This is a genomic window from Paenimyroides viscosum (genome assembly GCF_003858535.1).
In the GTDB taxonomy this organism is placed as follows: Bacteria; Bacteroidota; Bacteroidia; order Flavobacteriales; family Flavobacteriaceae; genus Flavobacterium; species Flavobacterium viscosum.
In genome coordinates this window covers 1-19,412 of record NZ_RQTJ01000025.1, presented here as the reverse complement: position 1 = coordinate 19,412, position 19,412 = coordinate 1, and the positions used below count along the sequence as shown (strand labels likewise).

Sequence of the window (19,412 nt, the reverse complement as noted above, 5' to 3'; positions counted from 1 at the left end):
TTATAAATTCAGAAAAAATGAAGAAATTAGTTGGGCTTTTGTTTCTTGTTTTTGCGTTTACATCTTGTGTTTCTAAAAAAACGCAAGCTTTGCGCGATAACATTTTAACTTTAAAAGACAGTTACTGCAAGGCACCTTTTAAGTACAATTACGATAAAAAACTACCTTCGTACAACGCAGATTCAATACTGCTGGCAAACAAGAATCTGTCTGAACATTTTTCAGATCAAAGCATATTGATTCTTAATGCGTTAGGAACTACCGATGAAGTTAAGAAAATTATCGAAATTAAAAAGGATACTTCCGTTGAATCAAAACTTGAAATACTGCATTTACGGTCTGTTATCGATAGCAAAGTTACCATTGCCATTACCGAATTAGATGCCGTTGCTGCCGAATTTGATTGTGAAGGAGAACGTGTAGGACAAATGGCGAGTTTTATAGACGATTTAAACGCACGAAAAATGAATAGAATGGTAATACTTTCTATTGTTTTAGGAGCAGCTGCGTCTACCACAAGCGCTATTGTTAAAAATGAAAATGTTGGCAAGTCAGTTGATATTGGTGCTGGTGTTTTAGGTGCGGGTTTAGGTTTTATGATGTTGAACCCAAAAGGTAAAAAAGTAGAATTTATACACCAAAGGAATTTATTAAGAGATATTTGGCAAGAAAAACTGGTTTCAGAGAATTTTCCGCCTTTTGTATGGTATATGTACACCGAAAAAAGTTTTTCAAATTATACACAAGAAGCATCAATCATCCAAAATATAAAAAAACGCTGGGTAGAATACAACTTTGGAAACGATATAGAAGTAGCTCAACAGTCTATTTTATTTGATAATGGCGGTTTTTATCTTGCCGAAGATTTGCATAACCGTACTTCAATGTTAAACCAAATGCAATCTGCAACCCGAACAATAAATCAAAATATAAATTATTTGTTGTTAGATCTAGATAAGTTAATGTTATAATGAATATAAACTATACAATTATCAAGAAAAATAATATTTTACCTAATATTTGGGATGGTGGCGAAACGTTTGAATATTTAATTTACCCTGAAAATTCATTGTACGATAAACGCGATTTTTTATTTAGGATAAGTGTTGCGACGATAACTAAAGTTCCTTCAGTCTTTACAAAATTTAAAGGTTATGCTCGTTTTTTGGTAATGTTAGATAATGATTTGAACATAAATATCAATGGAAAAGAAGAAAGCTATACTCCAAATAATGTTTTTAAATTTGATTCTAATAGTGATATTACATCTTTCACAAAAGGAAACGATTTTAATTTAATGGTACAAAATAATGTTGATGTAAATGTTTGTTTAGTTAATGATGCTATTGATGTTTCAGTATCTATGACGTTTGTTTTTGCAAAAACGCAAACAAAATTATTCGTAAACGCTACTGATTTTATTTTAGAACCTTTTGATTTACTTATAATTGAGAACACTAATTCTCACAAATTAACAATTACCACGGATAAGAATATCATAATCGCTTACATATCAAAAAAAATCATGTAAAATATTTTGTTAATTCGAAAATTCAAATAACTTTGTATTTCAAAGTAAATAAAAATGAATCAAAAAATTTCTGATGATTTAGCGCATATACGTTCCATGATGGAACGTTCGTCTCGGTTTTTATCTTTAAGTGGATTATCCGGAGTAGGAGCAGGTATTGTTGGTTTGGTAACAGGTATTCTTGCAATTGCAATACTTAAGAAATATCAAATTGATTTTAGTACGGATTATGTATTCAATGAGAAATTTGTGTTTGAATTGTTTGTTTTAGGAGCATCAGCTTTATTGTTAGCTATTTTTTGTGGATGTTATTTTACTGTTCGTAAAAGCAAAAAGCTGGGTTTACAAATCTGGACAGCTACAACAAAGAAAATTTTAGTTCAATTGGCTATTCCACTGGTAGTTGGCGGTGTTTTTGTTTTGGCATTGTTGCAGTATAATTTGTACGGATTAGTTGCTGGTACAACCTTAATTTTCTACGGATTGGCTTTGGTTAATGCGGAAAAATATACGTATTCTGATATTAAATATTTAGGCTTGCTCGAGATTATTCTTGGTTGTTTGTCTTTATTTTTTATTGGCAAAGGATTGATTTTTTGGACCATTGGTTTTGGAGTTTTGCATATTGTTTACGGTGTTATTTTACACAGAAAATACAAGTAAATGAGTTTAATAAGCGGTTTAAATAAAGAATTTGAAAGTAGGGTTCGGTTAGGAATAATGTCGGTTCTTATGGTTAATGAGTGGGTTGATTTTACGGAAATGAAAAACCTCCTACAGGTTACCGATGGAAACCTGGCAAGCCATTCTACCGCTTTGGAAAAACACGAATACATAGAAATTAAAAAAGAGTTTGTTGGTAAAAAACCTCGAACTTCCTATAAAATTACCGAAGTGGGTAAGTTGGCATTTCAGCAACATCTTGCTTTTCTAGAAAAAATAATGAGACAGTAAATGGGTCTTATTTTTTTAATAATAAACTTTGAAACACAAAGTACTTTTAAATATAAATATTATGAAAAAACAGTTTTTAATTTTTACCAGCACCATTTTGTTTGCCGTTCTTTTTTATGATCAGGAACTAGGTATCAATCTTTCAATCTTTGCTTTAATTCTATTAATTGCACAATTGGTCATGCAACCCAAATTGTTACATGATAAAAAAGCCATAACATTGGTAGTTTGTGTTGTGGCTTCAAGTTTTTCCAATGCGTGGCTTTTATCAGTAGTCACGGTACTTTCGGTAGTAGTTTCGTCGTTTGTATTTAGATATTATGTAGTAGATCCACAAATGAAATTAATTACAAACGCATTTAATTTTGTATTGAGCTGGCCTGCTTTTGTGGCTCGGATTTTCTTGATAGACCAGTGGTTCGAATTCAAAAAAGAAGATTCCAAAAAAACATTGGTCACTATTTTCTCATACATAATTTTGCCATTCTGCATCTTGTCGGTCTTTTTCAGATTATACATTTCATCGAGCGATATGTTAAGTGAGTGGTACAATCGTTACGAATGGAACATCGACGGATTAATCATCTTTACCATCATCTTCGGTTTTTACATAAGTTTTGTGTTTTGGCATATCAAAGTGTTCGATTTTATTAAAATCATAGATAAAAAACTGAATTTAAATTTCACTAAAGAACAAGAAATCAATCAAAAACCGTCGTTTAATTTTATCCCGATTGATTTCGAAGTTCGCAGCGGAATCATCACATTGGTTAGTTTAAACTGCATGCTGTTGTTTTTTGTAATTGTTTTTAATGTAGAAAATGCGCAACAAACAATTCAGCATATTTCAGAATACAGTTCGCGAACGCACAGTCAGATTTATTTGATAATCACATCGGTTTTCTTGGCAATGGTCGTGGTTTTATTCTTCTTTAAAGATGCTTTAAACTTTATAAAAAACAATACGTGGTTGCTTCGATTGACAAAAATTTGGATTGGTTTAAATGGCTTTTTAATAGCATCGGCTTTTTATCAAAATTCGGTTTACATCAATGCAATGGGATTAACTTATAAACGTTTGGGCGTGTATTTATTTTTGATAATATGTTTGATCGGGTTAGTTTATTCGTTCCTGAAAATCCATCAAAAAAGAACAAATTATTACTTGATCGATAAAATGTCGTGGACCATTTTTTACAGTCTGATTTTTTGTTCGATTTTCAATTGGGGAAATATCATGACGAATTTTAACTTACAGAAAGATACGGTTGATTGGAATTATTTAGCTTCTGATTTAACAGGGAACGAAAAAACATTGATTGATTATTACAAAAAACAGAATATGGAAGTTCCTGAATTTCTTTTAAACAGATTGAAGTATTATGAAGAGTTACCGTTTTTATCGAAGCAGTTGTATTATGAGTTTTCAGAAAAATAAAAACACAACTTTTATTTAAACTATTTGATAATGATTTTGATTAAGAAATATTTTATAGTTTGGTGGATTCCCATAATCACATATTTAATCCCAATTCTCATTTTTATCTTGGGAAATATTTTAAAGAAAGATGAATTAATTGATTTGTCTTTAATTATTTTCTTTATAAATGTTTTAGGAAATATAATTTCAGCAATAGTGCAAATTGTAATAAAAAAATGGTATTTTATATTCCCACAGTTAATTGTTACTATATTTCTCTTTGTAATAACCTCTGTAATTTTTACATTATCACCACCAGATTATTACGGTGCAAATAAGACTATTCCCAAAAATATAATAATTGAAATTCCGATAGAAACAGAGATTAATGAAGACGATTTAATTGTAAACGATTTTAAAATAGCTGCGTACTCACAACCAGGTATTTATACTTATTATACAAATTATCAACTTAACGCGAAGGGCTCATTTTTTATTAGAGTTTTCGAAATTACTTCGAATGATAAATTATCAGAAAAGGAAATTTTATATCGTTCTAAAATTATCGTTAATGATTTAGAAGTAAAAATGTATTCCGGAGAATTTGTAATTTATGAAGGTTCATGGGGTGATAAATATGGAGCAAGAATTGAGTTGTGGTATCAACCAGAAAATGGAATGGAATATAAAATAACAGAAAAAAAATATGTTGTAGAAGGATGGATGAGATAATAGATAAATCCGAGTTTAAAACTCGGATTTATTTATTTCTAGTATTTCTGCGTTCGTTTCGTAGCGGACGTTGTTCAACAATTTTCTTTTTAAAATCTTTACGATCTTTAGTTGGTGCAGGGTTTTTATTAACCATAATTTTCTCAGGTTTTGGTAAACTGCCTTCTTCGGTTTTAGTACTTTCACCAATTAAACGATTCAATTCGTCCATTTCGGCTTTGGTAATATCGCGGTATTTTCCAACAGGAACATCTAACGAAATATTAATAATACGGATACGTTTCAAAGCAACAACCGTATAATCAAAATACTCGCACATTCTACGAATTTGTCGGTTTAAACCTTGTGTTAAAAAAATACGGAACGTAGTGTTGCTAATTTTTTCAACTCGACATTCTTTTGTAACAGTATCTAAAATGGGAACACCGGCACCCATTCTACTAATAAAACGATCGGTAATAGTTTTATCAACTGTAACAATATATTCTTTTTCGTGGTTGTTACGTGCGCGAAGAATTTTGTTTACAATGTCGCCATCGTTGGTCATAATAATCAATCCTTCCGAATCTTTATCTAATCTTCCTACAGGAAAAATTCGTTCGGGATAATTAATAAAATCAACAATATTTCCACGAACCGATTGATTGGTAGTACATTCAATTCCGGCAGGTTTGTTGACTGCAAGATAAATTTTTGGTTCATCCTTTTCTGTTACCAATTTTCCGTTTACACGAACTTCATCGGTAGGTAAAACTTTTGTTCCTAATTCGGGAATTTTCCCGTTAATGGTTATTCTGCCTTGTTCTAACAGTTTGTCGGCCTCACGGCGTGAACAATATCCAACTTCCGATAAAAATTTATTAATGCGTATTCCTTCCTGATCCATTGTGCAAAATTACGATTTAAAGCGGTTGTTTTCTAAAAAATAAGTAATTTGTTCGTTCACATCATCGCTATACAAACTGTGACCTAAATCATGCGTAGTGTAAAGCGGAATTTCGGGATGTTTTTCTAAAATTTCCAATGTATCGCTGTAGGGAACAACTTTATCTTCTTCATCGTGAATCATACCAATGGGAATTTTTATCTGATCAACAAAAGAACTGCTATTAAAATTCGCTGGATCAATAGAAAATCGTTTAGAAAATTCTTTTAAAAAACCTTGATATGATCTATGAGTAAGTGAAATAAGGTTTCGGTAATTTTCGGTAATTCGTAAAAAACGATTTGGCGCACCTAACGATACAATTTTCTTTACAAAATCGGGTTTAAAAGTCGCCATATAATAAAACATAGTCATGCCACCTAAGCTATGACCAATTAAAAAATCAGGCTTAAAATGATTGCACACTTTGTTAACAAATTGGCTGTATAAAACAGCATTTAGTTCTTTGCCATCGCTTAAACCTTGTCCTGGCGCGTCCAATGCTATAATGCGGTAATTATGTTTTTTAAGAAAATGAATAACGCCTTGCCAACGATTGGCGTTGCTCTCCCAGCCGTGAATAAGTAAAATGGTTTCTTTTTCGCCAAACCATTCGTAGGTTTGAATATCGTGCTGATCTACTTTTAGTTTTTTCATGGCACTTGATCCCAAAAAAGTAGGCAGCGATTTTAAAACGCCTTCGCGCGGAACCGAGAATAGTGTATAGGCGGTATTTGCTGCAAATTTTGCATTTAAGTAGTGCAAGGAATTAATGTACAAACCAAAACCTTTTGTAATAAGCGTGTATTTTAATCTTTTGAAAAACCCCATAAAAAAAGCCTCTATTAAATTAGAGGCTTAAATTTATTTTAAATTTTTGATAATTGTATCAATTTTTTCTCTTTCTTCTGCTGCTAAAGCTGCATCAACCAAAATACGACCACTGTGTTCGTCTGTCATGATTTTTTTACGACCAGCGATTTCAACCTGAACCTGTGGTGGAATTGTAAAGAACGATCCTGCAGATGCACCACGTTCAATAGAAACTACAGCCAGACGGTTTTTAACGCCGTTTCTAATTCTTGTGTACGCATTTAACAAACGATCTTCAATAATTGCAGAAAACTCTTCTGATTTTATAACCAACGCTTTTTCTTCACGTTCTGTTTCGGTTAAAATACCGTTTAATTCGTTTTCTTTGTGCTTTAAATGGTTCGATTTAAGATCTAATTTTTCAGATGTCTGTGAAATTAAATTCTTTTTATACTCCAAGTTAGCTTTAAACTCTTTAATGTGCTTTTCTGCTAATTCGATTTCTAACGTTTGGTATTCAATTTCTTTTGTTAAAGAGTTGAATTCACGGTTGTTACGAACGTCTTTTTGTTGATCGGTGTATTTTTTAATTGATTCTTTGTGAGAATCAATTTCGTTTTTCTTTGTTTTAATCTGCTCGTCAACAGTTTGTACTTCGTTGTTAAGCTTTTCTAAACGAGTTGTAAGCCCGGCAACTTCATCTTTTAAATCTTCCACTTCAAGAGGTAATTCGCCTCTCATGTTTCTAATTTCGTCAATTCGTGAATCAATTAATTGTAAGTCGTATAACGCTCTTAATTTTTCTTCAACAGTTTCTGCTTTCTTTGCCATATATTATAGGTAGTTAACCGGATTTGTTTTAATGCTTGATAAAATAATTGCAAAAGTACGTATTTTTTTTGATAGATAATCAAAAATATAATTTTTTACGTAACGTTCACTTTCAAAATGACCCACATCGGCTAATAAAATGGTGTTTTCTGCCTGATAAAAATCGTGGTATTTTAAATCGGCTGTTATTAATACATCGGCATTCTGCGCTTTTGCAGCCCCAATTGCAAAACTACCTGATCCGCCCAAAACCGCCACTTTTTTCACTTTTTTATTTAAGAAATCGGAATGACGTATGCCACCAGTTTCAACTTTGTTTTTTACGAATTGAAGAAAATTTATTTCGGAAATTTCATTTTCTAATTCGCCGATCATTCCCATACCGATATTCTGATGTTGGTTTTCTAATTTGGTGATTTCGTGCGCCACTTCTTCATACGGATGACTTTCAAACAAGGCTTTTAAAATGTTGTTTTGCAGATGTTTTTCAAAAGTAACCTCTAATTTGATTTCTTCCACTTCGGTAAAAACATTTTGACTGCCAATTACCGGATTGCTGTCGTTGTTTCCTGTAAAAGATCCAATTCCGGCCGAAGTAAAACTGCAATCGTAATAATTTCCAATACCTCCGGCTCCTGCATTGAACAAGACTTTTTGAACAGTGGTTAAGTTATCTTTAGGAACAAAAGTGGTAAGTTTGTAAATAAAATTTTCTTTAGGAATTAAAATTTTAGTGTTAATCAACCCTAAAGTATCGCACAAAATTTTGTTTACACCCAGTTTATGATTGTCCAAACTTGTGTGAACGGCATAGATGGCAACATCGTTTTTAATGGCATTAATAACAGCGCGTTCCACATAATTTTTACCGGTTATTTTCTTTAAGCCGGAAAAAAGTATCGGGTGAAAACACACAATTAGGTTGCAGTTTTTTTCAACAGCTTCGTTAACAACGGTTTCCAAAGCATCGTGGCAAACAAGAATACCTGTAATTGTTGTATTTACATCTCCCACAAGCAAACCTACATTGTCAAAATCTTCGGCATAGGCAGTGGGTGCCATTTCTTCTAAAATCGGGATAATTTGTTTTAATTTCACAACTTTGTTTTTAATCGTTTTTCAAAGATAAAAATAATCGTAATTTCGTTAGCTATAAATTAATCGAAATGTTTAATGCGTCTTTGGGAACAACGGTAAAGGTAACAACTGTTATTATTGTAGGACTTTTTCTCTTAATTGGTGTTGCTTTATTATTGCTTTTTGTGTTGAGTCTGTCAGAAGAAAATTTTGATAGAAAATCAATCATGATGCCAATAGTTGCAATAGGACTTTTTGGACTTTTGTATTGGGTGTTTACCGAAAGAATAATTGGATATGAGGTTTTGAATGAAGGGGTAAAGATTATTAAAGGGAACGATGTGCAACTTATTAAAAAGGACCTTATTTTAGAAGTGAAATCGATTGATTATAAAGATTTACGGTTTTCTGTAAGAACATTTGGAATTGGCGGTGTATTTGGATTTTCAGGATCGTTTACAAATAAAAAATTTGGTGATATGACTTGGAATTTTACAAGTAAAGACAATTTAGTGATGATTGTTACTCAAAAACAGAAATTTGTAGTTTCGCCAGATAACAGAACGTTATTTATTACAAAAGTTTCAGAATTTATTTAATGAAAAACCTACGCAAAATATTATTTCCGTTTTCGTTGATTTATGCAGCTATAACTAGCTTACGCAATTTTTTGTACGATAAAAACATCAAAAAATCAATTGGTTTTGATATTCCTGTTATTGCTGTTGGAAACTTGTCGGTTGGTGGAACGGGTAAAACACCAATGGTTGAATATTTAATCAGGCTTTTGAGTGATAGATATAGTTTAGTAGTTTTAAGCCGAGGCTACAAGCGAAAAAGCAAAGGTTTTTATTTAGCAAATGATATTACAACCATAGAAGAAATTGGTGATGAACCTTTTCAGTATCATTCAAAATTTAAAAATATTCATGTTGCCGTAAATGTCGATAGAGTAGAAGGTGTAACAAAAATTTTAGCAGCTTTACCAAAAACCGAAATTGTTTTGTTAGATGATGCTTTTCAGCACCGAAAAATAAAAGCAAGTTTTTATATTATGCTTACCGCTTATAACGATTTGTTTTACAACGATTTGGTTTTACCTGCCGGGAATTTACGCGAGTGTAAATCGGGAGTTAAAAGAGCCAATGTTGTGGTGGTTACTAAATGCCCTAAAAATTTATCGGAAGCAGAAATGCTTCAAATAAAAAGTAGAATTGACATTGATAACGATAAAATTTTCTTTTCTACAATTAATTATCATCAGACTGTTACAAATAATGTTGAAGAAATTCCCGTTATCGATTTAAAAAATGATTTTATTGCTGTTGCCGGAATTGCAAAACCCGAGTATTTTTATGAGTATTTAAATTGTACTAAAAATGATTGTTTAACCTTTTCAGATCACCATTTTTTTTCAGATCAAGATCTAAAGAATATCCTACAAAAAGCAAACGGACGAAAAATTATCACCACCGAAAAAGATTATATGCGCTTGCAAAATCAGTTACCGAAAAATCAGTTGTTTTATTTACCAATTGAAATGGATTTTATAAAAGAAATAGAACAATTCAACAATTTTTTATTTTAAAAAATATTAATAAAGGTTGGTAAAATGTAAGGCATTTTTTATATTTTTAACAAAAAATCAATAACCACAAATAATGCTTAAAAAATTACTTTTACTTGCTACATTATTTTGTAGCATTACAGCTATTGCTCAAAAAGTTTCATTATACAAACAATTTTACGGTAGTTACGATTATACAATGCTTGGCAATACCATGAATGTTAAAGCTAATGGGGATGTAACTTCGTGTGATATTTTAACAGAATCATCGGCAACACTTAATATACCTGGAACTAAAGAAGTTGTAGCTGCTTATTTATATTGGTCTGGAAATGGAAATCAGAAAGAGGCTGATTTAAATGTTAAATTAAATGGTGTAGATGTTCAGTCTGAACGTCTTAATCTTTTAGCAGCCGGTGCAGATCCAAATTATGCCTATTTTTCAGCTTTTGCAGATGTAACAAGTATTGTAAAACAATTTGGAGAAACAGAATATACACTATCAGAATTAGATTTAACAAAGCATATAAAAAAATATTGTGGTGGGAACTATGTTGGTTGGGCAATTGTAGTTGTTTATAACGATGAAAATATTGAAAACAATTTAGTTGCAATTTATGATGGCTTTGAAAATTTAGATATTGGTAATCCTATTATTAATATTGTTTTAGATGGTTTTAGAATTACAAATGCAGCAAACTCAAAGATTTCATTTTTAGCTTGGGAAGGCGATGCTTCTTTAGCTTCTGGCGAAGAGTTATTAATAAACGACCTAACCGTTTCAAACGCGTTGAATCCTGCCAATAATGCTTTTAACTGTACAAATACTTATTCTAATTCTACAGAAATGTGGAATATGGATTTAGATGAATATGATTTAAGTACTTATGTAGAGGTAGATGATACTATTCTAGATATTAAGGTAACTACCGCTGCCGATGTAGTTTTCTTTAACACAATAGTACTTTCGGTTTACAGTGTTTTTCCTGATGCTACAATGACTTTAGATAGTTATAAAAATTACTGTAACACAAGAGTTGTCGATGTTAATTATACGGTGGCAAATCATAAAGGAAACCATCCCTTAAAAAAAGATACGCCCATTGCATTTTATATAAATAATGAGTTGGTAGGAACTACAAAAACAAGTGACGAAGTGGCGATTGGTAAAGAAATTACCTACACTACAACTTTAAATATTCCTAAAAAGTTTGGTTACCGATTTGATTTGGTTGCCAATGTAGATGATACCGGAAACAAAAAAGGAATTGTATATGAAATTGACGAAGAAAATAACTCTTCTAAAATACATATCGATTTAACTAGAGAGTGTCCTATTCAAAAAGGGGTTTCGGCTAATTTTGATGGATCAAACGATGGATTAGATTTAAGTGTCTACGATCTTAATCAATTAAAAATATATAACAGATACGGATCAGAAGTTTTTAGCTATGGTAAAGGTTACACCAACCAATGGGTAGGTCAGAATATGAACAATAAAGAACTGCCAACCGGAACTTACTATTACGTATTTACAACAGATTATGAAACTATTTCGGGATACATTTATTTAATAAAAGAAATTAAATAATTATATGGAAAAGCTATTGTTATTATTGGTTGTTTGTATGCTTTTAAGCTGCGATGATGATATTGATGATGTAATTACCAGATATCAAACCAATTCAAAATCTCAAGAATTAGTTGGTTTTTGGCAACTAAAAGGTACTTATCCACCAATAAAAACAGGGCAAAATAATGAAGTAGCTGTTTTTTTTAACGGTTATTTAGGTATAACACATCAAGAAATTTTGTTTTTAGACAATGATTATTTAAGATTTTTAAACATTGCGGCTACTAACGGTGATACTATTTACCAATTTAACACTGTTAATAAATTTCATTGGTATAATCAAGGTAATTTTATTAACGCATTACACCAATCTCAATACAATTCAAGTAATTACCAAACTATTCAAGAGCATCAATTTCCTTACAAATTTGGTACTACAAAAGATACATTAATTCTTCAATGCAATGGTAAAATTCTTTACTTACTAAAGAAAATTAATGTGAAATACAAAGAGTATACTGTTGATTAACTGATTGATAGTTAATTTTTTGTATTTTTATCGAAACTTAAAAAGTTATGATAAAAATACTACAAACATTTATACTTTTTTCTGGTTTTTTAGTATCGGGTCAGTCTGTTAATTTGTACCAACAATATACAGGCCGATTAGATTTTTTTATGATTGGCAATACCATGAACACCGCTGCCAATGGTTTAGGTGCTCCATGCACTATTTTAACCCAATCTAGTGCCGTTTTAAATTTAAATGCAAATGCTAGCATACAAGCTGCTTTTTTATATTGGTCAGGCTCTGGTAGCTTAGCTCAGGCCGATTTAAATGTAAAATTAAATAACACACCTATTACTTCACAAAGAACACATACCACAGTTGGTCCTACGGGACTTGAATTTTTTGGCGCATTTGCCGATGTTACCAATTTTGTAAAAGCAACTGGAAATGTTAATTATACACTGTCTGATCTTGATTTAACAAATGTTATTGCGCCCTATTGTCCCACTGGAAGCAACTACGCAGGTTGGTCTATTGTGGTGGTTTATGAAGATTCAACCTTGCCAAACAGAGTGGTAAGTGTATATGATGGCTTTCAAATAGTAGATCACACCGGACAAAATGTTACCATAACTTTAAATGGTTTAAACGTAACAAATGTAAATAATGCAAAAGTTGGTTTTTTAGCTTGGGAGGGTGATGATAATATTTCTGTAGAAGAACAGTTAAGAATCAATGGAATGTTAGTGAGTAATCCACCTTTAAACCCTGGTAACAATGCTTTTAATAATACCAATACCTATACTGGTGCTACCAATTTATGGAATATGGATATTGATTATTACCAAGTAGGTAACTTTATTTCGGTAGGCGATACATCTATGAATGTGCATATAAAAACAGGACAGGATTTAATAATTATAAACAACATAATAGTTGCTTTAAGCAGTCTTTTTGCCGATGCTACTATTGTTATAGATGCTATAGAAGTAACTTGCGATAGTAGACATATTGAAGTTGATTATACCGTGTTCAATATAAACGGCACCACAAAACTTTTGCCTAATGTGCCCATTGCTTTTTACGCGAATAATGTATTAGTGGGTACCACCACCACCAAAGCAGCTATAAATATTAATGAAATACAATCTGGATCAATTTCTTTATCAATTCCACAATCAATACCCAATAGTTTTACATTAACCGCAAGTGTTGATGACGACGGAAATAAAAATGGAATGGTAATAGAACTAGATGAAACAAATAATACCGATACTGAAAACGTAGTTTTAATTTTTGGACCCGAAGTAAATAAACCTTCTGATATCATTGTTTGTGATTATGAAGAAAAAGGTTATAAAGTATTTGATTTAACTGATAAAAAGTTCGAAGCAACTAACAATCTTAATTATCTAATAAGTTTTCATGAGTCAGAAAAAGATGCAACTGCAGGCGTAAATGAAATTCAAGATTTTGATTATTATCAAATAAAAAGTCATTCTTCTAAAAGTATTTGGATTAGGGTTTTTGATCCAATTACAGGTTGTGCAAACACTACATCCTTCAAAATAACGGTCCAAATGATGCCTTTTACCGAATTAAAAGATCCGTTAATGATCTGTAATTTAAAAAACAACCCATTAGCTGTTAATTTAACTTTGGTGAATGTTCTTTTACCTCGAATGTTTTCTTACAGCAATGAAATAGAATTGAAGTTTTACGAGAATAGAAACGATGCAGAAAATGGTACTAATGAAATTTTAAATATTACCAACTATCAACCGCCGCGTTTCCCGTACATTGTTTATATAAAGGCAATGGGAGCCAAACTTTGGTGCGATAATATAATAGAATTACAATTAAATGATTGTGTGGTGCCAAAAGGTATTTCGCCAAATGGAGATGGGTTGAATGATGGGTTTAATCTGGAAATTTTTAATGTAATAGAATTAAAGATATTTAACCGTTACGGTATGGAAGTTTATGAACATGGTGTGGGTTATGTTGATCAATGGAAAGGGCAAGATAAAAGCAACCGTGAATTACCTTCGGGTACTTATTTTTATCTTTTTAAAACCTTATTTGATACGTATACAGGTTATGTTTATGTAATAAAAGAAGTACAGTAAAATTGTTTTATCTATTTACTAAACCATATAAAGTAAAAAGGAAAGCTAAGTAGCTTTCCTTTTTTTATTAGTGTACGTTTGTAGTAACTATATCTTTAAAATAAACCTCTGCAAATGACATATTTTTGCCATGTTCAGTACGTTTGTGAAATGCTTCCGGACTAACTTCGTTTGGTTTAGAGAAACCACAAGCGCCAATAAATTCACCAAATGCTTTCATTGTATTTTTATGGAATGTTGCCACACGAACAGATTTATCTGTAATGTCCATACCTTCATAAAGTAAAGGATCTTGTGTAGCGATACCAACCGGGCAATGTCCGCTGTCACATTGTAATGCCTGAATACAACCTAAGGCAAACATCATTCCACGTGCACTGTAACATGCATCTGCACCTAAAGCCATGTTCTTAGCTAAATCAAATGCAGATATAACTTTTCCTGCTGCAAGAACTTTAACGTGCTCACGAATACCGTATTCTTTCAACGTATTATTTGCAAACACTAAAGCGTCAGACAGTGCCATACCCATATAATCGATAAATTCTAACGGAGCAGCACCTGTACCACCTTCGGCACCATCAATTGTAATAAAATCAGGATAAATTCCAGATTCGCTAAAAGCTTTAACAATATCGATAAATTCATCTTTACGTCCAATACAAATTTTGAAACCAACTGGTTTTCCACCACTTAAATTACGCAGTTTACCAATAAATTGAGCCAATTCGCTAGCATTGCTGAAAGAAGAATGCGATGATGGTGAATGAACAGTTGTAAACGGTTTTACGTTACGAATTTTAGAAACTTCTAAGGTGTTTTTTTCTGCAGGAAGTAATCCTCCGTGACCAGGTTTTGCACCTTGAGATAATTTTAATTCAATCATTTTTACATCAGGATACTGAGATCTTTCAGCAAATAAAGCATCGCTAAAAAAACCATGTTCATCTCTACAGCCAAAATATCCTGTACCAATTTGCCAAATTAAATCGCCACCCGATCTATGGTAAGGCGAAATACCACCTTCACCAGTATTGTGAGCAAATCCGCCTAATTTAGCACCTTTGTTTAATGAAATAATTGCTTTTTTACTTAACGCACCATAACTCATAGCACTAATATTGTAAATACTTGCACTATACGGCTGTGTACATTGTTCGTTACCTATTAAGGTTCTAAAGTTAAAATCGGAAATGATTTTTGGGTAAACAGAATGCGAAGCCCATTCGTAACCAATGCGGTTTGGGTCGTCTTGCATACCAAAAGAAACGGTTTGTTTCTCGTTTTTTGCACGTTGGTAAACAATAGAACGTTCGCGGCGGTTAAAAGGTTTACCATCTAACTCACCTTCCCAAAAATACTGACGTAATTCCGGACGTATTTCTTCTAAAATATATCGTAAACGCCCAATAATTGGGTAGTTTTTACGAATGGTGTGTTTTGTTTGAAAAGCATCTTTAAATGCTAAATAAAATAATAGTATAGGAAGTATAAGAGTTACGAAACTCCATCCTCTTAATAAAACTAAATATAATGCTACAATTAAATAGGTAATTATAAAAGCCCAAATAACCTGTCTAATTACAAAACGATTTAAAAATTTTTGGTGTAACATAGGTTTTTAAATGCAAAAATTGTTGTTGATTAAAAATGTTTCCGAATTGCTATTTTTTTAAACTATTTTTATTGAAAGATAATCTGTACTATGCTCTATTTAATAATTTAATTTGACTATAATTTAATAGATACCTTTCTTTTTTATTAGATTTAGAAAAATAGTGTTCGCAAAGGTAGTAAACATTTTGATTTTAAAACTAATTTTTCCACTTTATATTACAACCAATACTCGGTTTTTGTATATGATTTATGCTGCGATTATATAATAGCGAATCAATAGCATTTCTTAGGTCACTTCCGCTAATTGAAATGCCGTTTTTTGGACGAGAATCATCTAATTGTCCACGATAAACCAGTTTGTTTTGAGCATTAAATAAATAAAAATCGGGTGTACAGGCAGCATCGTATTTTTTTGCTGTTTCTTGCGTTTCATCATACAAATACGGAAAGCTAAATTTATTGTTAAAAGCAAATTCAGTCATTTCCTCGGGTGCATCTTCCGGATAGCTTACTGCGTCGTTGCTTGATATTGCCACAAAACCAATACCTTGAACACGATAATCATTAGCTACACGAATAATTTCGTCTATAACATGTAATACAAAAGGGCAGTGGTTGCAAATAAACATAACAAGAGTTCCATGATTGCCTTTTATATCGTTAAACGATTTCCATTCGTTGCTGTTGGTATCGGGCAGAAAAAAATCGGGTGCTATTGTATCTAGTTTCAGCATGTTTGATGGTGTACGAGCCATTTTATTTGAGTTTTATGCTAAGTTAAATAAAAAAAGCCAACTAAAAAGTTGGCTTTAATATGTTATGTATCTACTAATAGTAAACGTATCTACGTACTTTAGCAATGTGTTTAGCTAAACGAATAACTTGGTGGCTGTAGCCGTATTCGTTATCGTACCAAATGTATAATACAATGTTTTTACCATCGGCAGAAACAATTGTTGCATTAGAATCGTAAATTGCAGGAGCCGATGTTCCAACGATATCCGATGAAACTAATTCGTTGTTTAACGAATATTTAATTTGCTCGACCAATTCGCCTTCTAAAGCATATTGTTTCATTATTTTGTTTAAATCTCCTACCGAAGTTTGTTTTCCAACTTCTAAATTCAATACCACTAATGAACCATTTGGAACAGGAACACGAATAGCGTTTGATGTTAATTTACCTGCTAAACTTGGTAATGCTTTTGCTACTGCAGAGCCAGCACCCGTTTCGGTAATTACCATGTTTAAAGCAGCTGCTCTACCACGGCGGTATTTTTTGTGCATATTATCAACCAAGTTTTGGTCGTTTGTATAGGCATGAATTGTTTCTAAATGTCCTTTTACAACACCTAATTCTTCTTCAATAACAGCTAAAACTGGAGTAATAGCGTTGGTTGTACAAGATGCTGCTGACCAGATTGGAGTTTCATCGATAATGTAATCATCGTGGTTTACACCATAAACAACATTTGGCACCCCTTTACCTGGTGCAGTTAATAAAACTTTGGTTGCACCTTTAGATTTTAAATGGCGCGATAAAGCGGCTTCATCTTTAAAAACACCTGTGTTATCAATAACTAAAGCGTCGTTGATTCCGTATTGTGTATAGTCGATATCTTCTGGCTGTGCTGCAGAAATCATACGAACCGGAGAACCATTAATGATTAAAGATTCGTTTTCTACATCAATTCCTACAGATCCTTCAAAATCTCCGTGAATAGAATCTAAACGTAATAAAGAAGCACGTTTCTCTAACGATAACTCATCGTTTTTATCACGTGTAACAATTGCTTTTAAGCGTAATTGTTGCCCTTTACCAATTTTAGCCATTAATTCACGAGCTAATAAGCGACCAATACGCCCAAATCCGTACAAAACAACATCTTTAGGTTCAACGCCTTTACTATCTTTAGCGTCTTTTAATTTATCAACAACAAAAGATAATGAATCGTTGTATTTGTTGTCCTCTAAATGGAATTCAAATGTTAATTTACCAATATCTATACGTGCAGGTGGCAAATCGGCAGTTAAAATAGCACGAGCAATTTCTACCGTATCAAAAACATTAATTGGTTTTTCAACAAATTTTGCAGCGTATTCGTGCAAATTAATAATGTCGCTTACGCTACGGTCAATTAACTGGTTTCTAAATAAAACCAATTCAATTGATTTATCGTACCATAAATCATTAACGATTTTAATAAACTCTACGCAAGCTTTTCTTCTATCTGCTTGGAAAGCCAATTCTTTTTCGTATAAACTATTTTCCATTTGGTTGTAAATTGTGTTGAATTTTAAAAAGTTGTACAAAAATATTAAATTTTATGATACAGAAGCGTATTTAATAAAAAAAGTAGATTTTAATTAAAAATCTACTTTTTTTGAATTTACAAAATCAATCGCAATTGTTCGCCTTTTGGTGTAATTATATCGGCGATTTTTTTGTTATATTGTTTAAAATGTTTTGTTAATTAAAACTATTATAGTTATGTTTATATAATTATTAACTATTTAAGGAAATAATTATAATTTTAAAGGGTAGTGATTTTTGTTGTGTTATGCAATTAAGAGCTGTTTGTGGTATGTTTTTAGGTTAATTTTAGTAGTACAACCACAATAATGTTAAAATAAGAATTAGAAAATGAAAAATAAAATATTATTTGTTTTATTGCTTTTACTTAAGGGACAGCTAACTTATGCACAAGTGTTATACAGTGAAAATTTTAACAACCTTACCCCTGGCAATGTAGGTACAGACGACACCGGTATTGTACCGGGAAAAGGCGGGTGGTACACAACATCACATACGTATAATATTCCATATACAGGCAATAACGATTTTAAAATTATAGCAGAACCCGGCAGGGGAAATGTACTGCAAGTAACAGGTCCTGCTGTTTCTGGGGGGCGTAATTTAATAGCGCTAAAAAATTTAGGGCTATTATGGAATAATAGAACTGCAGGAAACAATGTTTTAAAAATAGAATACGATTTTTTTACCGGAAATACTGTATTTTCTTCTAATTCAAATTCATTTTGGAACCAATTGGATTTTGTTGGCGGCACTGTACCATTGACAATATATTATGCAAATCTTCCAAATTTAATTCGAGTTTCTTGTAGTACTTGTACGCCACCGCCCCATGGAGTGCGTGATATATTTCAAAATATTGCTGTTCCGCGAAATACTTGGTTAAAATTTGAATTATATTTAGATTATGCTAACCAAATATCTTATTTTACAATTCCCTCTTTGGGAGTAAGTGGTACTTCGGGGTGGTTTTCTTCATCTAATTTTTCAGAAACACGGTTAATAGTAGAAACAATAGCATCGGTACAGGCTGTTCACAAGTTTGATAATTTTGTAATTTCTGCGGTTGATACGGTTCCATTAAGTACACAAGATTTTATTTCTTCTAAATTCAACGTTTTTCCCAACCCTATCAATGATGTAGTTACAATAACAAACAATGAAAGCATTAGCATAGAGCAAATACAGGTTTTTGATATAAGCGGTAAAAGTGTAAAAACACATAGTTTTACTAACGTAAACGAAGTACAGTTAAATATAGAAAATCTGGCGAGTGGTTCGTATCTGTTACAAATAAAAACCAATAAAGGTATTGCTGTGAAGAAAATTGTAAAAAAGTAAATTTATATAAAACCACCCGTAGTGCATTATAGAAAAAGTTGCTCAAAAGATTAAAAATCAGTATATTGTATTGACTA

19 protein-coding genes are annotated in these 19,412 nt (G+C 31.9%); 12 read left to right on the top strand and 7 right to left on the bottom strand.

Features of this window, described 5'->3' with window-relative positions; translation table 11 throughout:
• Window positions 1-17: 17 nt before the first annotated feature.
• The 6 genes from EG242_RS10870 to EG242_RS10845 all read left to right on the top strand — a co-directional run bounded on the left by EG242_RS10870 (window position 18) and on the right by EG242_RS10845 (window position 4,637).
• Window positions 18-971 (top strand): hypothetical protein, encoded by a 954-nt coding sequence (locus EG242_RS10870; RefSeq protein ID WP_124899903.1) that lies wholly within the window; start codon window positions 18-20, stop codon window positions 969-971.
• Window positions 971-1,531 (top strand): HutD family protein, encoded by a 561-nt coding sequence (locus EG242_RS10865; RefSeq protein ID WP_124899902.1) that lies wholly within the window; start codon window positions 971-973, stop codon window positions 1,529-1,531. Before EG242_RS10870 ends, EG242_RS10865 begins: the two co-directional genes overlap by 1 nt.
• Window positions 1,532-1,585: 54 nt before the next feature.
• The gene (locus EG242_RS10860; RefSeq protein WP_124899901.1) at window positions 1,586-2,194 is read left to right on the top strand and encodes a hypothetical protein; all 609 of its coding nucleotides are present in this window, start codon (window positions 1,586-1,588) and stop codon (window positions 2,192-2,194) included.
• The gene (locus EG242_RS10855; protein WP_124899900.1) at window positions 2,195-2,485 is read left to right on the top strand and encodes a winged helix-turn-helix domain-containing protein; all 291 of its coding nucleotides are present in this window, start codon (window positions 2,195-2,197) and stop codon (window positions 2,483-2,485) included.
• A gap of 61 nt (window positions 2,486-2,546) precedes the next feature.
• Window positions 2,547-3,923 (top strand): DUF4153 domain-containing protein, encoded by a 1,377-nt coding sequence (locus tag EG242_RS10850; RefSeq protein WP_124899899.1) that lies wholly within the window; start codon window positions 2,547-2,549, stop codon window positions 3,921-3,923.
• 30 nt (window positions 3,924-3,953) lie between these two features.
• Window positions 3,954-4,637, top strand: coding sequence for a hypothetical protein (locus EG242_RS10845; protein ID WP_124899898.1), 684 nt, complete (start codon window positions 3,954-3,956; stop codon window positions 4,635-4,637).
• 28 nt (window positions 4,638-4,665) lie between these two features.
• On the opposite strand, the gene rluF is transcribed toward EG242_RS10845, so the two are convergent.
• The 4 genes from rluF to EG242_RS10825 are packed head-to-tail and all read right to left on the bottom strand — an operon-like array spanning window position 4,666 to window position 8,304.
• Window positions 4,666-5,523: a 23S rRNA pseudouridine(2604) synthase RluF gene (rluF, locus tag EG242_RS10840; protein ID WP_124899897.1), complete on the bottom strand. Its 858-nt coding sequence runs from the start codon at window positions 5,521-5,523 to the stop codon at window positions 4,666-4,668.
• A 9-nt stretch (window positions 5,524-5,532) separates the two neighbouring features.
• Window positions 5,533-6,393, bottom strand: coding sequence for an alpha/beta fold hydrolase (locus EG242_RS10835; protein WP_124899896.1), 861 nt, complete (start codon window positions 6,391-6,393; stop codon window positions 5,533-5,535).
• Window positions 6,394-6,426: 33 nt separating this feature from the next.
• A complete protein-coding gene (locus tag EG242_RS10830) occupies window positions 6,427-7,206 on the bottom strand; it encodes a zinc ribbon domain-containing protein (RefSeq protein ID WP_124899895.1) in 780 nt (259 codons plus the stop codon).
• Window positions 7,207-7,209: 3 nt separating this feature from the next.
• On the bottom strand, window positions 7,210-8,304 hold the full coding sequence (locus tag EG242_RS10825) for a Nif3-like dinuclear metal center hexameric protein (RefSeq protein WP_124899894.1): 1,095 nt from the start codon (window positions 8,302-8,304) through the stop codon (window positions 7,210-7,212).
• A gap of 68 nt (window positions 8,305-8,372) precedes the next feature.
• Here EG242_RS10825 and EG242_RS10820 point away from each other — a divergent pair, with 68 nt between their 5' ends.
• The 5 genes from EG242_RS10820 to EG242_RS10800 all read left to right on the top strand — a co-directional run bounded on the left by EG242_RS10820 (window position 8,373) and on the right by EG242_RS10800 (window position 14,063).
• Complete coding sequence (locus EG242_RS10820) at window positions 8,373-8,882, top strand: PH domain-containing protein (protein WP_124899893.1); 510 nt, start codon at window positions 8,373-8,375, stop codon at window positions 8,880-8,882.
• Window positions 8,882-9,871 carry a tetraacyldisaccharide 4'-kinase gene (gene lpxK, locus EG242_RS10815; protein WP_124899892.1) on the top strand — a complete coding sequence of 330 codons (990 nt, stop codon included), beginning with the start codon at window positions 8,882-8,884 and terminating at the stop codon, window positions 9,869-9,871. The genes EG242_RS10820 and lpxK overlap by 1 nt, the downstream gene beginning before the upstream one ends.
• A 73-nt stretch (window positions 9,872-9,944) precedes the next feature.
• Window positions 9,945-11,441 (top strand): T9SS type B sorting domain-containing protein, encoded by a 1,497-nt coding sequence (locus tag EG242_RS10810; RefSeq protein ID WP_124899891.1) that lies wholly within the window; start codon window positions 9,945-9,947, stop codon window positions 11,439-11,441.
• Window positions 11,442-11,445: 4 nt separating this feature from the next.
• Window positions 11,446-11,952 carry a hypothetical protein gene (locus EG242_RS10805; RefSeq protein ID WP_124899890.1) on the top strand — a complete coding sequence of 169 codons (507 nt, stop codon included), beginning with the start codon at window positions 11,446-11,448 and terminating at the stop codon, window positions 11,950-11,952.
• Window positions 11,953-11,999: 47 nt separating this feature from the next.
• Window positions 12,000-14,063: a T9SS type B sorting domain-containing protein gene (locus tag EG242_RS10800; RefSeq protein ID WP_124899889.1), complete on the top strand. Its 2,064-nt coding sequence runs from the start codon at window positions 12,000-12,002 to the stop codon at window positions 14,061-14,063.
• 67 nt (window positions 14,064-14,130) lie between these two features.
• Here the strand turns inward: EG242_RS10800 and EG242_RS10795 are convergent, their stop codons facing one another.
• The 3 genes from EG242_RS10795 to EG242_RS10785 form a co-directional block, all read right to left on the bottom strand.
• The gene (locus EG242_RS10795) at window positions 14,131-15,678 is read right to left on the bottom strand and encodes an FMN-binding glutamate synthase family protein (RefSeq protein ID WP_124899888.1); all 1,548 of its coding nucleotides are present in this window, start codon (window positions 15,676-15,678) and stop codon (window positions 14,131-14,133) included.
• Window positions 15,679-15,877: 199 nt separating this feature from the next.
• Window positions 15,878-16,435, bottom strand: coding sequence for a thioredoxin family protein (locus EG242_RS10790; RefSeq protein ID WP_124899887.1), 558 nt, complete (start codon window positions 16,433-16,435; stop codon window positions 15,878-15,880).
• 73 nt (window positions 16,436-16,508) lie between these two features.
• Window positions 16,509-17,954: a glyceraldehyde-3-phosphate dehydrogenase gene (locus EG242_RS10785; RefSeq protein ID WP_124899886.1), complete on the bottom strand. Its 1,446-nt coding sequence runs from the start codon at window positions 17,952-17,954 to the stop codon at window positions 16,509-16,511.
• Window positions 17,955-18,324: 370 nt separating this feature from the next.
• Here EG242_RS10785 and EG242_RS10780 point away from each other — a divergent pair, with 370 nt between their 5' ends.
• Window positions 18,325-19,335 (top strand): T9SS type A sorting domain-containing protein, encoded by a 1,011-nt coding sequence (locus EG242_RS10780; RefSeq protein ID WP_124899885.1) that lies wholly within the window; start codon window positions 18,325-18,327, stop codon window positions 19,333-19,335.
• Window positions 19,336-19,412: the final 77 nt, after the last annotated feature.

Excerpts from the sequence above, each read along its gene's own strand:
- EG242_RS10870 (WP_124899903.1), top strand. The coding sequence starts at position 18 with ATGAAGAAATTAGTTGGGCTTTTGTTTCTTGTTTTTGCGTTTACATCT.
- EG242_RS10865 (WP_124899902.1), top strand. The coding sequence starts at position 971 with ATGAATATAAACTATACAATTATCAAGAAAAATAATATTTTACCTAAT.
- EG242_RS10860 (WP_124899901.1), top strand. The coding sequence starts at position 1,586 with ATGAATCAAAAAATTTCTGATGATTTAGCGCATATACGTTCCATGATG.
- EG242_RS10855 (WP_124899900.1), top strand. The coding sequence starts at position 2,195 with ATGAGTTTAATAAGCGGTTTAAATAAAGAATTTGAAAGTAGGGTTCGG.
- EG242_RS10850 (WP_124899899.1), top strand. The coding sequence starts at position 2,547 with ATGAAAAAACAGTTTTTAATTTTTACCAGCACCATTTTGTTTGCCGTT.
- EG242_RS10845 (WP_124899898.1), top strand. The coding sequence starts at position 3,954 with ATGATTTTGATTAAGAAATATTTTATAGTTTGGTGGATTCCCATAATC.
- rluF (WP_124899897.1), bottom strand. The coding sequence starts at position 5,523 with ATGGATCAGGAAGGAATACGCATTAATAAATTTTTATCGGAAGTTGGA.
- EG242_RS10835 (WP_124899896.1), bottom strand. The coding sequence starts at position 6,393 with ATGGGGTTTTTCAAAAGATTAAAATACACGCTTATTACAAAAGGTTTT.
- EG242_RS10830 (WP_124899895.1), bottom strand. The coding sequence starts at position 7,206 with ATGGCAAAGAAAGCAGAAACTGTTGAAGAAAAATTAAGAGCGTTATAC.
- EG242_RS10820 (WP_124899893.1), top strand. The coding sequence starts at position 8,373 with ATGTTTAATGCGTCTTTGGGAACAACGGTAAAGGTAACAACTGTTATT.
- lpxK (WP_124899892.1), top strand. The coding sequence starts at position 8,882 with ATGAAAAACCTACGCAAAATATTATTTCCGTTTTCGTTGATTTATGCA.
- EG242_RS10810 (WP_124899891.1), top strand. The coding sequence starts at position 9,945 with ATGCTTAAAAAATTACTTTTACTTGCTACATTATTTTGTAGCATTACA.
- EG242_RS10805 (WP_124899890.1), top strand. The coding sequence starts at position 11,446 with ATGGAAAAGCTATTGTTATTATTGGTTGTTTGTATGCTTTTAAGCTGC.
- EG242_RS10800 (WP_124899889.1), top strand. The coding sequence starts at position 12,000 with ATGATAAAAATACTACAAACATTTATACTTTTTTCTGGTTTTTTAGTA.
- EG242_RS10795 (WP_124899888.1), bottom strand. The coding sequence starts at position 15,678 with ATGTTACACCAAAAATTTTTAAATCGTTTTGTAATTAGACAGGTTATT.
- EG242_RS10790 (WP_124899887.1), bottom strand. The coding sequence starts at position 16,435 with ATGGCTCGTACACCATCAAACATGCTGAAACTAGATACAATAGCACCC.
- EG242_RS10785 (WP_124899886.1), bottom strand. The coding sequence starts at position 17,954 with ATGGAAAATAGTTTATACGAAAAAGAATTGGCTTTCCAAGCAGATAGA.
- EG242_RS10780 (WP_124899885.1), top strand. The coding sequence starts at position 18,325 with ATGAAAAATAAAATATTATTTGTTTTATTGCTTTTACTTAAGGGACAG.